This window comes from Bradyrhizobium sp. HKCCYLS2038, assembly GCF_051167655.1.
Taxonomy (GTDB): domain Bacteria; phylum Pseudomonadota; class Alphaproteobacteria; order Rhizobiales; family Xanthobacteraceae; genus Bradyrhizobium.
In genome coordinates this window covers 580,923-593,622 of the sequence record NZ_JBNPTM010000004.1, presented here as the reverse complement: position 1 = coordinate 593,622, position 12,700 = coordinate 580,923, and the positions used below count along the sequence as shown (strand labels likewise).

At 67.6% G+C, this 12,700-nt stretch carries 13 protein-coding genes; 8 read left to right on the top strand and 5 right to left on the bottom strand.

The window, feature by feature from the left end:
• Positions 1–26 precede the first annotated feature (26 nt).
• Positions 27–332: a BufA1 family periplasmic bufferin-type metallophore gene (locus ACQR1I_RS20630; RefSeq protein ID WP_434866383.1), complete on the bottom strand. Its 306-nt coding sequence runs from the start codon at positions 330–332 to the stop codon at positions 27–29.
• Between the two features lie 273 nt (positions 333–605).
• Between ACQR1I_RS20630 and ACQR1I_RS20625 the strand changes: the two genes are divergently transcribed.
• Positions 606–2,678, top strand: coding sequence for an adenylate/guanylate cyclase domain-containing protein (locus tag ACQR1I_RS20625; protein WP_434866382.1), 2,073 nt, complete (start codon positions 606–608; stop codon positions 2,676–2,678).
• Between the two features lie 15 nt (positions 2,679–2,693).
• Here ACQR1I_RS20625 and ACQR1I_RS20620 read toward each other — a convergent pair whose 3' ends face one another.
• The gene (locus ACQR1I_RS20620; protein WP_434866381.1) at positions 2,694–3,428 is read right to left on the bottom strand and encodes a GntR family transcriptional regulator; all 735 of its coding nucleotides are present in this window, start codon (positions 3,426–3,428) and stop codon (positions 2,694–2,696) included.
• 194 nt (positions 3,429–3,622) lie between these two features.
• On the opposite strand from ACQR1I_RS20620, the gene ACQR1I_RS20615 reads away from it, so the two are divergent.
• The 5 genes from ACQR1I_RS20615 to ACQR1I_RS20595 are packed head-to-tail and all read left to right on the top strand — an operon-like array spanning position 3,623 to position 8,303.
• A complete protein-coding gene (locus ACQR1I_RS20615) occupies positions 3,623–4,657 on the top strand; it encodes an extracellular solute-binding protein (RefSeq protein ID WP_434866380.1) in 1,035 nt (344 codons plus the stop codon).
• Positions 4,654–5,730, top strand: a complete 1,077-nt coding sequence (locus tag ACQR1I_RS20610; protein WP_434866379.1) for an ABC transporter ATP-binding protein — start codon at positions 4,654–4,656, stop codon at positions 5,728–5,730. Before ACQR1I_RS20615 ends, ACQR1I_RS20610 begins: the two co-directional genes overlap by 4 nt.
• Positions 5,727–6,596, top strand: a complete 870-nt coding sequence (locus tag ACQR1I_RS20605; protein ID WP_434866378.1) for an ABC transporter permease — start codon at positions 5,727–5,729, stop codon at positions 6,594–6,596. Before ACQR1I_RS20610 ends, ACQR1I_RS20605 begins: the two co-directional genes overlap by 4 nt.
• Positions 6,593–7,393 carry an ABC transporter permease gene (locus ACQR1I_RS20600; RefSeq protein WP_434866377.1) on the top strand — a complete coding sequence of 267 codons (801 nt, stop codon included), beginning with the start codon at positions 6,593–6,595 and terminating at the stop codon, positions 7,391–7,393. Before ACQR1I_RS20605 ends, ACQR1I_RS20600 begins: the two co-directional genes overlap by 4 nt.
• A 4-nt stretch (positions 7,394–7,397) precedes the next feature.
• Positions 7,398–8,303: a polysaccharide deacetylase family protein gene (locus tag ACQR1I_RS20595; RefSeq protein WP_434866376.1), complete on the top strand. Its 906-nt coding sequence runs from the start codon at positions 7,398–7,400 to the stop codon at positions 8,301–8,303.
• 6 nt (positions 8,304–8,309) lie between these two features.
• Here ACQR1I_RS20595 and ACQR1I_RS20590 read toward each other — a convergent pair whose 3' ends face one another.
• Positions 8,310–8,456, bottom strand: a complete 147-nt coding sequence (locus ACQR1I_RS20590) for a hypothetical protein (protein WP_434866375.1) — start codon at positions 8,454–8,456, stop codon at positions 8,310–8,312.
• A 110-nt stretch (positions 8,457–8,566) separates the two neighbouring features.
• On the opposite strand from ACQR1I_RS20590, the gene ACQR1I_RS20585 reads away from it, so the two are divergent.
• The gene (locus ACQR1I_RS20585) at positions 8,567–9,382 is read left to right on the top strand and encodes an NAD-dependent protein deacetylase (RefSeq protein WP_434866374.1); all 816 of its coding nucleotides are present in this window, start codon (positions 8,567–8,569) and stop codon (positions 9,380–9,382) included.
• Between the two features lie 113 nt (positions 9,383–9,495).
• Here the strand turns inward: ACQR1I_RS20585 and ACQR1I_RS20580 are convergent, their stop codons facing one another.
• Positions 9,496–9,669: a hypothetical protein gene (locus ACQR1I_RS20580; RefSeq protein ID WP_434866373.1), complete on the bottom strand. Its 174-nt coding sequence runs from the start codon at positions 9,667–9,669 to the stop codon at positions 9,496–9,498.
• 196 nt (positions 9,670–9,865) lie between these two features.
• Here ACQR1I_RS20580 and ACQR1I_RS20575 point away from each other — a divergent pair, with 196 nt between their 5' ends.
• Positions 9,866–10,111, top strand: a complete 246-nt coding sequence (locus tag ACQR1I_RS20575; RefSeq protein WP_434866372.1) for a hypothetical protein — start codon at positions 9,866–9,868, stop codon at positions 10,109–10,111.
• A 252-nt stretch (positions 10,112–10,363) separates the two neighbouring features.
• Here ACQR1I_RS20575 and ACQR1I_RS20570 read toward each other — a convergent pair whose 3' ends face one another.
• Positions 10,364–11,668: a PQQ-dependent sugar dehydrogenase gene (locus ACQR1I_RS20570; RefSeq protein ID WP_434866371.1), complete on the bottom strand. Its 1,305-nt coding sequence runs from the start codon at positions 11,666–11,668 to the stop codon at positions 10,364–10,366.
• Between the last annotated feature and the right edge of the window lie 1,032 nt (positions 11,669–12,700).

Here is a 12,700-nt window from a genome sequence, read left to right as displayed (position 1 = left end):
CCGCTTTCCGCTTGGGGTGAACGAGATCAGATCGGCTTCAGCGAGCCCTTCTTGCCGCCGGGCACGTCGATGCTGGTGCAGGTGCCGCCCTGGACGAACTTCCACGCATTGCCCTGGAAGTCGATCGTCGAGGTGCCCTGGCAGGTGGTGCCGGGACCGGCGGCGCAATCGTTCTGGCCCTTCAGCGCGACGCCGAAGCACTTCTCCTTCTTGGCGGCGACAGCGGCTTCCGCTTCGGCCTTGGTCAGGGGACCGGCCATGGCGAGGCTGGCGAGCGCGGTGCTGACGGCGCCGGCGAGCGCCAGGGTGGTGACGGCTTTCTTGGCGGACATGATATCTCCTCTCGGGTTTTGCATCGCTTGGCGACGCGCATCTCTCCTTCGCCCGTTGCCACGACAAAGTTACGTGGCGATCCCGCTCACGAGCGTGTGAGCGGTATTGTGTGCTTCGGAGCTGTCGCCAGTCGAACGCAGGCCGGCTCCGAGCGCCAATGCTTTGCGGGCATCATCGGCTTAGCCAGCGGGCATTTGTGGCCCGCCAGACAGACGCGCACTCTGTCGGCTCCCGCTGCGCGCGTCCCCGCGCCGATCGGAGGTCGACCTGCGATGATGGCCAGCGCAACGAACCGCACAGCCGCCGACGAGCGGCTCACCGTCAGCATCCGCTTCGCCGTGTCGGCACTGGTGCTGACCGCGATCCTGCTGACCGCTTTCGCCTCGAGCCTGTTGTGGTGGCGAACGTCGGAGGCGATCAGCCGTCAGCTCGCCAGCACCATCAACGCGCAGATCGCGGGCGCCGTGCGCAAGGAGGTGACGGCGATCGTCGGCGAGGCGCGTGCCGCGCACACCGCGATACGCACGCTGTTCCTGCAGAACGTGCTCGACACCCGCGAGGCCGACAAGCGCGAGTTCGTGTTTCTGTCGCAACTGCAGTCGCAGGCGACGATCTCATCGGCGGCGTTCGGCTGGCCGGACGGCTCGTTCTTCGCCGCTCACAAGCTCGGCGACCGGCGCCTGGAGATGATGGAAATCTCGCTGACCGATCATCCCGGCGAGCGCCGCGTCGACGAATACGACGTGGTGCCCGGCGACATCGAGTTCGCGTCACGCCGCTTCGAGCCGACCAGCTACAAGGTTGCCGAGCAGCCCTGGTTCAAGGAGAGTCTCGCGGCCGACGAGCCGCGCTGGTTCAGCGTCGATCGTCATCCCGGTGGGGAACGCCCGGCGATCGCGCTGGCGGGGCCGATCGATGTATATCAGGAGCGGCAGGGCGTGCTCGCCATCATCATCGAGCATGCGCGGATCGCGCGCTTTCTCGCCCAGCTCCAGGTCGGCCGCACCGGCAGCGCCTTCATCCTGCAGCGTGACGGCGGCGTGGTGGCGGCACCGGACGAACACGCCGACGAGGTCAATGCCGGCGAGGTCCGCCAGCCGCTGTTGGCGGTGGCGCAGCAGGCGATGCGCACCGCGCCCGGCGGTGACGACGCTTGGCGCGACCGCGTGCAGAGCGGCGATGGTGCCTTCGAGGTTGCGCGCACGGCGCTGCCGTTTCCCGGCTGGTCGCTCGTCACGGTGATTCCGGAGGCCGAATTTCTCGGGCCGGTCGAGGCCGCGCTGCATCGCGTGATCATCGGCCTCGGCATCGGCGCCGTGCTCGCGGCGCTGGTGTCGGCCGCGCTGGCGCGTACGATCATCGCGGCGCCGCTCGGCCGCGTGGTGGCCGAGCTGCGTCACGTCGAGGCCTTCGCGCTCGAACAGGTGCGGCGTCATCCCTCAAGGCTGCGCGAGATCGCGAGCCTGTCGGGCGCGATCGCCGAGATGGCCGGCGGGCTGTCGTCGTTCGGCAAGTTCATTCCGGCCGATCTGGTGCGGCAATTGCTGCGGCAGGGCGTCGACGCCAGGCCGGGCGGCCACATCCAGGAGCTCAGCGTGATGTTCATCGACATCGCCGGCTTCACCGGCCTGTCCGAGCGCATGGGCGATCGCGTCGTGCCGCTGTTGTCGCGCTACCTCGACCTGATCTCGACTGTCATCGTCGATCATGGCGGCACGATCGACAAGTTCATCGGCGATGCCGTGATGGCGTTCTGGGGCGCGCCAATGGCGCAGCCGGACCATGCGCTGTCGTGCTGCCGCGCCGCGCTGGCCTGCCGCGCCGCCGTCGAGAGCAGCAACATTTGTGACGATGACGGCCGTCCGCTCGCCATCCGTATCGGCATCAACTCCGGTGCCATGCTGGTCGGCAATATCGGCTCCGAGCTGCGACTCAACTACACGGTGATCGGCGACGCCGTGAACGTGGCGAGCCGGCTGGAGGGCGCCAACAAGACCTACGGCACGGACATCCTGATCGGCGAAGGCACGCAGCGGCTGGCCGGCGATGGCTTGCTGACCCGCGAGATCGACCGCATCGCCGTCTACGGGCGCGAGGAGGGCCTGGCCGTGCACGAGCTGCTCGGGCTCAGCGCACCGCGGCCGCGCTGGGTCGCGGACTATGCGCGCGGACTGCAGCACTATCGCGCGCGCAAGTTCGACGCCGCGATCGAATCGTTTGAGGCCGTCCTTGCGCTGAAGCCCGGTGATCGTGCCACTGAGCTGATGATCGCGCGCTGCAGCTCGCTGACGCAAGCCATGCCGGATCACGGCTGGCTCGCGGTGACGGCGCTCACGAGCAAATAAAGGTCGCGTTGCCGCTCAAGCCGAACGCGCCCTGACACGCAGCCGCCGCCCCGCAAACACCGCGGCGAGATCCTGGGACGGTGTCGCCTCGTCGGCCTCGAGCCGCAGCCGGCCCTCGACATGCAGGAAGTGCTCGCGCGACACCGCGATCGCGCGCATCAGGTCGCGGTCGCGCAGCGCCGCCACGATGGCGCCGTGCTCATCGACCGCACAGATCGACTGCGCCGCCGGCTCGTAGACGGAGACCATGACAGAGGACCGGCTGAGCAGGTCACCGAGCATCCGTGACAGTTCGGGATTGCCGAGCGCGTCGACGAGATGGACATGAAACGCCCCGGACAGCCTGACCGATGCGGCGCGATCGCCGCGTTGCGCGGCGGCGCGCTCCTCCGCCAGATGCGCGTCGAGCCGGGCGAGCAGCACCTCGTCCATCCTGAGAACCAGCTGGCTGAGCACGCCGGCCTCCAGCACCCGATGCGCCTCATAGACCCGTCTGACATCGTCGAGGGTCGGACGCGGCACCCGCGCGCCCCGGTTCGGGATCATCTCCAGCCGCCGCTCGGCACCAAGCCGATGCAGAACTTTCCGGATGCGCTCCCGCGACACGCCGAAGATCGCCCCCAGCGGCGTCTCCGCGAGCTTGGTGCCGGCCTTCAGCTTGCCGTCCAGCAACGCACGCAGGATGGCCTGATACACCGCCTCGTCCTCGGCGGGATTGGCCTTCCCGATTCGCTGCGCGCGCTTCGTCATGCCCGATTGCTAGGCCCAATGGTGCGGCAGGTCACCTCCAAAAAATGTGCACATTCTGCCCGCGGCTGGGCAGGCGGCGGGAGGCCCTCCAGCCTAAGCCTCTGATCGAGCTTGCGTCGTGAAAATGTGCACATTTGGCACGGTGCTTGCTGATCTGATCCCGCACCCCTCGACAGCTCACACGGGATCCTCTCATGCACCCCTTCTCCCGACGCAGCCTCCTGAAGACCGGTGCGGCCTTCGCCGCCACCTTCGCCGCGCCCGCTTTGGTGCGCGCCGCTCCCAAAGAGATCGTGATCGGCGGTCCCGCCGGCGCCGCCAAATATTTCAATTCCGACCTGTTCCCGGTGCTGGAGAAGAAGCTCGACTGCAAGGTGCTTTATGAGGGCACCAACTCGCTGACCAATCTGCAGAAGATGCAGGCCGACAAGGCGAGCCCGAAGATCTCGGTCGTGATCATGGACGATCCGGTGATGCTGCCGGCGGCCGCCGAAGGGCTGATCACCAAGATGTCGGCGTCATCAATTCCCAATCTCGGCAAGCTGGTCGACGGCAGCGTGCACCAGGACGGCATGTGGGCCAACTATCAGAAGCCCTGGGTCGGCATCGCCTATTCGACCAAGCGCATGAAGACGGCACCGAGCAGCTGGGCCGAGCTGTGGGACACGAAATACGACTCGAAGATCGTCATCCCCTCGCTGTCCAACACCGAAGGCTTCTGGACCTTGCTCGCCGCCGCGCATCTCGAGACCGGCAAGCCGTTCAAGGAGGCGCAATACGAGATCGATGCCGCCTTCAAGAAGGTGAAGAGCCTGAAGGCCAACCTCCTGAACGTCTACACCAACGCGCCGCAGGCCATCAATCTGCTGGAGCAGGGCGAGGCCTGGATGATCGGCGGCCAGTTCTCGGCCTACACGCTGATCAGGAAGGCGGACGGCTCGCCGGTCGATCTGGCCGTTCCGAAGGACGGCGGCTTCTCGATGCCGTCGGGCATCGCCAAGGTCAGCGGCGCGCCGGCCGGCGATCTCGCCGACGCCGTGATCGACTTCTATCTGAGCCCGGAGGCGCAGAGCATCCTGGCCAAGACCGCGTTCATCGCGCCGACCAACCAGGCGACGCCGCTGCCTTCAGGCTATCCCGATCCCGCCAGCCTGTTCGCGCCGGACTGGGCCTTCATCGCCAAGAACCGTGCCGGCTGGGTCGATCGCTGGAGCAAGGAGATGACATGAGCGCGGCGCCGCATCTGGTCATCAGCGGAGTCTCCAAGCGCTTTGGCGCGGCGACCGTGCTCGAACGCGTCGATCTCACGATCCTGCGCGGCGAGCTCGTCACTCTGCTCGGTCCGTCCGGCTGCGGCAAGACCACCTTGCTGCGGGCGATCGCGGGTCTCGCGCCGCCCGACACGGGCACGATCCAGCTCGCCGGACGCGACGTCACGCACGTGTCGCCGCACCGGCGCAATGTCGGGGTGGTGTTCCAGAGCTACGCGCTGTTCCCGCACCTCACCGTCGCCGGCAACGTCGCGTTCGGGCTGAAGGTGCGCGGCGCGCCGAAGGCCGAGATCGATCGCGCGGTGGAGCGGGCGCTCGCGCTGGTCAAGCTCGGCCATCTCGCCGGCCGCCGCATCTCGGCGCTATCGGGCGGGCAGCAGCAGCGCGTCGCGCTGGCGCGGGCAATCGCGGTCGAGCCGGACGTGCTGCTGTTCGACGAGGCGCTGTCGGCGCTCGATCGCAAGCTGCGCGAGGAGATGCAGGTCGAGCTGCGCCGCCTGCTGCAGGAGGTCAAGGCAACCGCGATCTTCGTGACCCACGACCAGGACGAGGCGCTGACGATGTCCGATCGCGTCGCGGTCATGAACAAGGGCCGCATCGAGCAACTGGCGGAGCCGCGTGAATTATATGCGCGGCCGGCCAGCCTGTTCGCGCTCAATTTCGTCGGCCTGTCGACGCGCATCGCCGGTCAGGTGGTCGGGGCCGGCGACGGCATGGTCGATGTGATCACAGCGGTTGGCCGGCTGTCGGCGCGCGGTGCATTCCAGCCGGGGGCCTCAGTCATCGTGGCGACGCGGCCGGAGCAGCTCCGGCTCGGTGCCGAGGCGGGCGCGAACGCGGCGAGCGGCCGCGTCCGGTCGGTCGTGTTCCAGGGCTCGCGGACGCTCGTCGACATCGATGCCGGCGCCGGCACGAGCCTGCTGGCGGAGCTGTCGGGGCGCGAGGCCGAGCTGCCGCGCGTCCATGACGAGGTGCGCTTCGCCTGGCCGGTGGCCGAGACCTTCGCGTTCGCCGCCGAGGCATCGCCATGACCGAGGCCGTGCTGTCAGCACCGATGACCAAGGCATCCGCGCCGGATCGCGAGCGCATGCTCGCGTTCGGCTTCGTCGCGCCTTCGCTGCTGATCATCGCGCTGGTGTTCGTGCTGCCGCTGGCGCTGCTGCTCGGCGTCAGCGTGCTCGACGGCAAGGGCGGCGTCAGCGCGGCGAACTACACCAGGCTGCTGGGCACGCCGTATTATCTCGGCGTGATCTGGAATTCGCTGCGGCTCGGCCTGCTCACGACCTTGATCGCCTTCGTCGTCTCCTATCCCGCCGCCTTCGCGCTGGCCCGGGCGCGCGGGCTGCTGCGCTCGCTGCTGCTGGCGACATTGTTCCTGCCGCTCGCAGCCTCAGTGATCGTGAAGGCGTTCGCCTGGACCATCCTGTTGCGCAGCGACGGACTGATCAACACCGTGCTGATCGCGCTCGGGATCGTCGAGGATCCGATCCGGATGATCTTCACCCAGACGGCGCTGATCGTCGGTGCGGTCAACATTTTCCTGCCGTTCATGGTGCTGCCGATCTACGCGGTCGTGGCGCAGCTCGATGGCCGTTATGCCGAGGCCGCCGCGACGCTCGGCGCCTCGCCTGTCGTGGTGTTCTTCCGCGTCATCCTGCCGCTGACCTTGCCCGGTATCATTGCCGGCGTCGCGCTGGTGTTCTCGCTGTCGGTGTCGGCCTATGTCGTGCCGACGCTGCTGATCGGCGAGAAATACCCGACCCTCGCCACCACCATCGCCAAGGCCTATCTGCTGGCGCGCGAGCCCGGCTTCGGCGCCGCCGCCGGCGTCGTGTTGCTGGCGATCGCAGTCATCGTCGTGGCGCTCAGCACGCTGTTGTCGCGGGAGCCCAGATGATGACGCGGCTCGCCATCATCGTCTGCTGGATGCTCGCGATCGGTCTCGCGCTGTTCCTGGTGCTGCCGCTGGCGGTGATCGCCGCCGCCTCGTTCTCGCCGACGCCGGTGTTCGACCTGCCGCTGTCCGGCGCCTCGCTGCGTTGGTATGGCCGCATCGGCCGGCTCGACGGCTTCTGGCCGTCGCTGTCGCTCTCGCTGCAGATTGCGCTGCTGTCGACGGCGCTCTCGCTGGTCGCGGGCACGCTCGCCGCGATTGCGATCGCGCGCGGCAGGCTGCCGGGCGCGACCGCGCTGGGGACGCTCTTGGTGTCGCCGTTGATGATGCCCGGCCTCGTGCTCGGCATCGCGCTGCTGCAATATTTCCGGATGATCGGCTTCACCGCGACCTGGAGCGCGCTGCTGGTGGCGCATCTCGTGGTCACCTTGCCCTATGTCGCGCGCACCATGATCGCCGGCCTCTCGCGCTTCGACTTCACCTTGATCGAGGCCGCGCGCACGCTTGGCTGCACCTATGCGGGCAGTGTTATCAGGGTGATGGTGCCGGCGCTGGCGCCGTCGTTCCTGATCTCCGGCCTGTTCAGCCTGCTCGCCTCGTTCGACAACTATCCAGTGTCGATCTTCCTGACGGATGTGCGCTCCAAGACGCTACCGATCCGCATGCTGCAATATATCGAGGAGGCGCCCGATCCGACGCTCGCGGCTCTCTCCACCCTCATTCTCGCCGGCACCCTGGTGCTGCTGCTGATCAGCGATCGCCTGGTCGGCCTGCATCGCATGGCCGGAACCGCGGATTGATGTCATGAGCTCACAGCCCGTCTTCCGCCGCGATCTCGTTGGCTATGCCGGCCGCCCGCCGCACGCAGGCTGGCCTGATGACAAGCGCGTCGCGGTGTCGCTGGTGGTGAATTTCGAGGAGGGCTCGGAGTTCTCCGTATCCGACGGTGATGCGAGCAACGAGGCGATCTACGAGGTCGTGCATCGTCTGGACGGTCCCGATCCCTGCATCGACAGCCATTTCGAATATGGCACGCGCGCCGCTTGGTGGCGCATCATGGACCTGTTCGATGCGCATGGCGTCAAGGTCACGGTCAGCGCCTGCGGCCGCGCTGTCGAGCGCTCGCCGGAGCTCGCCCGCGACGCGGTCGCGCGCGGCCACGAGATCTCAGCGCATGGCTGGCGCTGGCAGAGCCATGCCGGCATGGGCGAGACCGAGGAGCGCCGCGTGATTGCGCGCACGGTCGAGACGATCCGGCGCGTCACCGGCAAGCCGCCGCTAGGCTGGCACACGCGGTCGGCGAGCTCGCCGAACACGCGGCGGCTGCTGGTCGAGCAGGGCGGCTTCCTCTACGACAGCGACGCCTACAATGACGACCTGCCCTATTATGTCGACGTCGCCGGCCGCCCGCATCTGGTGCTGCCCTACGCTTTCGACAGCAACGACATGCAGTTCTTCAACGGCTCGCGCTTCCGCGGCGCCGACTTCGCCGACTACGTGATCGACGCGTTCGACTGGCTGGTCCGCGAGGGCGACACCGCACCGAAGATGCTCTCGATCGGGCTGCATCTGCGCATGATCGGCCGCCCCGGCCGGATCGGCGCGCTCGACCGCATCCTTGCGCACATCACTGGCAGCGGGGCCGCGTGGATCGCACCGCGCGCCGACATCGCGCGGCATTGGCTCGCGACGGTGCCGCCGGCGCGCTGAGCCGCGTCAGTCGTCCTCGGTAATGTCGTCGGACGACAGCGGCAGTTCGATGCTGCCGCCTTCGCCGGTGGAGAGGTCGCGCTCGTCCTCGACGTCGTCGTCGGTCTCCTCGAGCGGCCACAGTCCGCGGTCGTGTCCGTTGCGTGGGGTCATGCCGGATCCTCCCGCGGGATAAACCCCTCCGCGCGCAATGGTTCACCCGGTCCCGCGCGCGCTGTGGCGGACTGGCGCAGGGCGGTTCCGGCGATTACATGTGCAACGCCATGGTCAATCCCTCAGCGCTCAGATCCTTTCTTGACAGCCATAGTCGTATCGTTGTGCTCACCGGAGCCGGCTGCAGCACCAATTCCGGCATTCCCGACTATCGCGACAGCGACGGACAGTGGAAGCGCACGCCGCCAGTCACCATCCAGGCGTTTCTGGGCAGCGAGGACATGCGCCGCCGCTATTGGGCGCGCAGCATGGTCGGCTGGCGCCGCTTCGGCCAGGCCCGGCCCAATGGCGCGCATCACGCGCTGGCTCGGCTGGAAGCGCAGGGCCGCTGCTCGCTGCTGGTGACGCAGAACGTCGACCGGCTGCACCAGGCGGCGGGGACCAGCAACGTCATCGACCTGCACGGCCGGCTCGATCGCGTGCGCTGCCTCGGCTGCGGCGCGACGCTCGCGCGTGCTGAGTTCCAGGATGAACTGATCCGCGCCAATCCGCACTGGCTGGCGCATGACGCCGCTGCTGCCCCCGACGGCGATGCGGATCTCGACGGCGTCGATTTCGCTGCGTTCACCGTACCTGCGTGCCAGATGTGCGGCGGCATCCTCAAGCCGGATGTCGTGTTCTTCGGCGAGACCGTGCCGCGCGACATCGTCGCCACCACTCGCGACCATGTCGAGCAGGCCGATGCCATGCTGGTCGTCGGCTCCTCGCTGATGGTCTATTCCGGCTTCCGCTTCGTCCGCGCCGCCGCCGACCGCAACATCCCGATCGCCGCCATCAATCTCGGCCGCACCCGCGCGGATGACCTGCTGTCGCTGAAACTGGCGGCGCCTTGTGATGAGGCGCTGGCGTTTCTGCTGGAGGGGTAGGGCCGCACCCTCTCAGGCGTCATGGCCGGGCTTGACCCGGCCATCCAAAACACTCTTCGCAAGGAGATGGATGCCCGGGTCAAGTCCGGGCATGACGACAAATCCGACGCGCCTCACCTTGATTGCGGGCGCTCGCGATTCTCGATGCGGTCCTTGTTGTTGACCTGCTCGTCTTCGGGCTTCACCACGTCGATGGTCTTGCCGGACTGATTGCCCGGATTGTAGTGATACTGCCCTTCCTGCTTCTCGCCGGGCTGCTTGTGGTTCGGATCGACATTGTCGGCCATGGGACTCTCCTGAAGAACTAATCCCGGCGACAACGGCGCTGCACGAGCCAAGTTCCGCGGCGGCTCGCCGCAGGCGTCCACGTCATCGCAGCGCGCCCGCTGCTGTGTGCGCGCCATCACGGAGGCCGTGCGCTGCTTTGAACATGATCCCCGCATCGGCTGCACAGTGCGGCCTCGAACATCAGGGGACACGATCATGATTGCAAAAGTTCGCCTTCTTGCCGCCGCCGTAGTCGCGGCCGCCAGCCTGCTTGCCTCGGCACCGGCCTCGCCGGCCAAGGCCGACTGGAGCTGGCTCGGCAACAAGGACTACGTCAGGTGTCTGCAGCTGTTCGCGAACGGCGACTTCCTGATCCCTGCGAACGCCACCCCGGCGCAGCGCGCGGCGAAGCACGAAGCCGGCCGCCGCTACTGCAATCGACAGTATTACGGCCACGATTGAGCGAGGCCCATTAGTCTCTCCGTCATGCCCGGGCTTGTCCCGCCTGCGCGGCCGTAGCCGCTTCGGCGCGGCGAAGGCCCGGGCATCCATGCCGTTCCAAGGATGCCGGTCGACGTGGATGGCCGGGACAAGCCCGGCCATGACGACGAGGAGATGGACGAACGCGCCACTCTGAATCGTCATGACGATAGCCCTGGAGAGGCAGGTGAGCCGCGATCGTTACCCCAGCTCGCTCCAATGACCGGCTAGCGCTCACGCGCCCGTCACGCGCCAGATGCAATTGCCGACATCGTCGGCCACCAGCAGCGATCCATCGGGACCGAGCGTCACGCCGACCGGTCGGCCGTAGGAAAAACTCTCGTCGGGCGCCAGGAAGCCGGAGAGGATGTCGCGCGCCGGGCCCGACGGCTTGCCGTTCTCGAACGGGATGAACACCACCTTGTAGCCGGACAGCGTGCTGCGGTTCCACGAGCCGTGCTGGCCGATCACCATGCCATCCGGAAAACCCGGGAGCGTGCCCGCCGGCAGCCAGCACAGGCCGAGCGAGGCGGTGTGGCCGCCGAGCGCGTAGTCCGGCGTCAGCGCGGTCGCCACCAGCGCCGGGTCCTGCGGCACGCGGTCGTCGACCGTCTTGCCCCAGTAGCAATAGGGCCAGCCATAGAAGCCGCCCTCGCGCACCGACGTCAGATAGTCCGGCGGCGTCTCGTCGCCGAGCCCGTCGCGCTCGTTGACCACGGTCCACAGCACCTTCGTGGTCGGCTCGAACGCCAGGCCCACCGCATTGCGCAGGCCGGCCGCGAAGATGCGGCTCGCGCCGCTCGCGATGTCCAGCTCATAGACGCAGGCGCGGCCCTCCTCGACCTCGAACCCCATTTCGGCGATGTTGGTGAGCGAGCCGACGCCGGCATAAATCTTGGTCCCGTCGGGGCTGACCAGCAGGCTGCGCGTCCAGTGCCCGCCCGGCTTGAAGGTGGTGAGCCGTTTTCCCTGTGCGGTGATGCGCTCGGCGCCATCAGTATAGGGAAACGCGACGATGCCGTCGGTGTTGCCGACATAGAAGGTGTTGCCGACCAGCGCCATGCCGAACGGCTGGCTGAGATTCTCCATGAACGCGTTGCGCTTCTCCGCCGTGCCGTCGCCATCGGCGTCGACCAGCCTCGTGATGCGGTTGGCGCTGACCCCGAGCGCCGCGGCGCGGCGCATCGTCGCCTGCATCGCATAGCCGAACATGTTGCGCACCGGGCTCGGGATCTGCGTCGACTCGGCGATCAGCACCGACTTGTCCGGCATCGCATAGATCCAGCGCGGATGATCGAGCCCGGTGGCGAACGCATTCACCTTCAGCCCCGCCGCCGCCACCGGCTTCTCGCCGTCGCGCCAGCCGCGCGCCGTCGGCATTTTCAGGGTCGGCAGAATGCCCTGCGGCTTCGCCACCGGAATCTGCGGCGCCGCGCCCCACGCCGGCTGCGGCGTCTCCCCCTGCAGCTTGCGCCACTGCAGCGCCGCATTGCCAACCAGCGCGACACCGCGCGCGACGATCGAGGAGAGCGTTGTCATGGGAGTCCTGTGAGGCTTAAGGCAGACGATGTGGTGAGCAGCCATCGGGCGATGGCGGGAAGACCCTGTCGTTATGATCTACCACGCCCGACGTGACAACTGCGTGCGCCGCGGATGGGATCTGCGGAACCGCGAGCGCGCCGCAATAAGTTGCTCGTCATGCCCTGGCTTGACCCGCGTGCGCGGCCGAAGCCGCTACGGCGCGGCGAAGGCCCGGGTGTCCACGTCCGTCGGCGCTCGCTGACCGGCGTGGATGGCCGGGACGAGCCCGGCCATGACGTCCCGAGAAAGGCGGGCACACGCTGGCGTCCATACGCAGCTGCCACGTCATGAGGCCCAGGTGCACAAAAAATTACTTGCTAATTTTCCGAAATCATGTTCTCCTCCCCCCATCCCGTCTCATGCAGAGGGGCGTACGCGTCGTCACGATACGTTGAGGCGGGGAGCGGTGGCCGTGGGTTTGTCAGGTGCGCTTGCGCACGACGACTGGCAGCTCGCGGACGTTCAAGCCGTGTGGTCCTGGCGCCCCGACGCTGGCGCTAAGTTCGCGTGACATGACGTGTCGCGCGGATGACGGGGGCAAGAAAGCCCGGTCCCCGGGGAGAGCACGGAGCAGACGTTAAACCCATCGCGCAGGGAGGGCCGGGCTGTCCGGCTGACCTGTGGTTCCTGCCCCGTGCAATTTTTCCGCACGGGGGCCACGGGCCTCAGTCGAGGTCCGGCCTTCCCTGCGCCCTCGGCATCTGATGAGGGTTTTGGTGATGATGATCTCGGGTGCAGCGGGCGCCGCGGGAGGTTTTGGTGTGTCTGGAGGGATGATGGGCGATGCGAGGCGCAGGCACGCAGATGGATGTTGCGATCTCCAGTCGTGTGACTCGATGTCTTGTGGCGTCGGCGGTGCGCTCCCTCGCTCCGCTCTTGCCCGGTCGCGACGAGCTTCGCTCGCGCTGAGAGGGTTGGGGTGAGGGGCAGCCGCTCGGGTGGTGCATGCATCATAGCACGAACGTGCGAGTCCGATCGTGCTGCGATGTG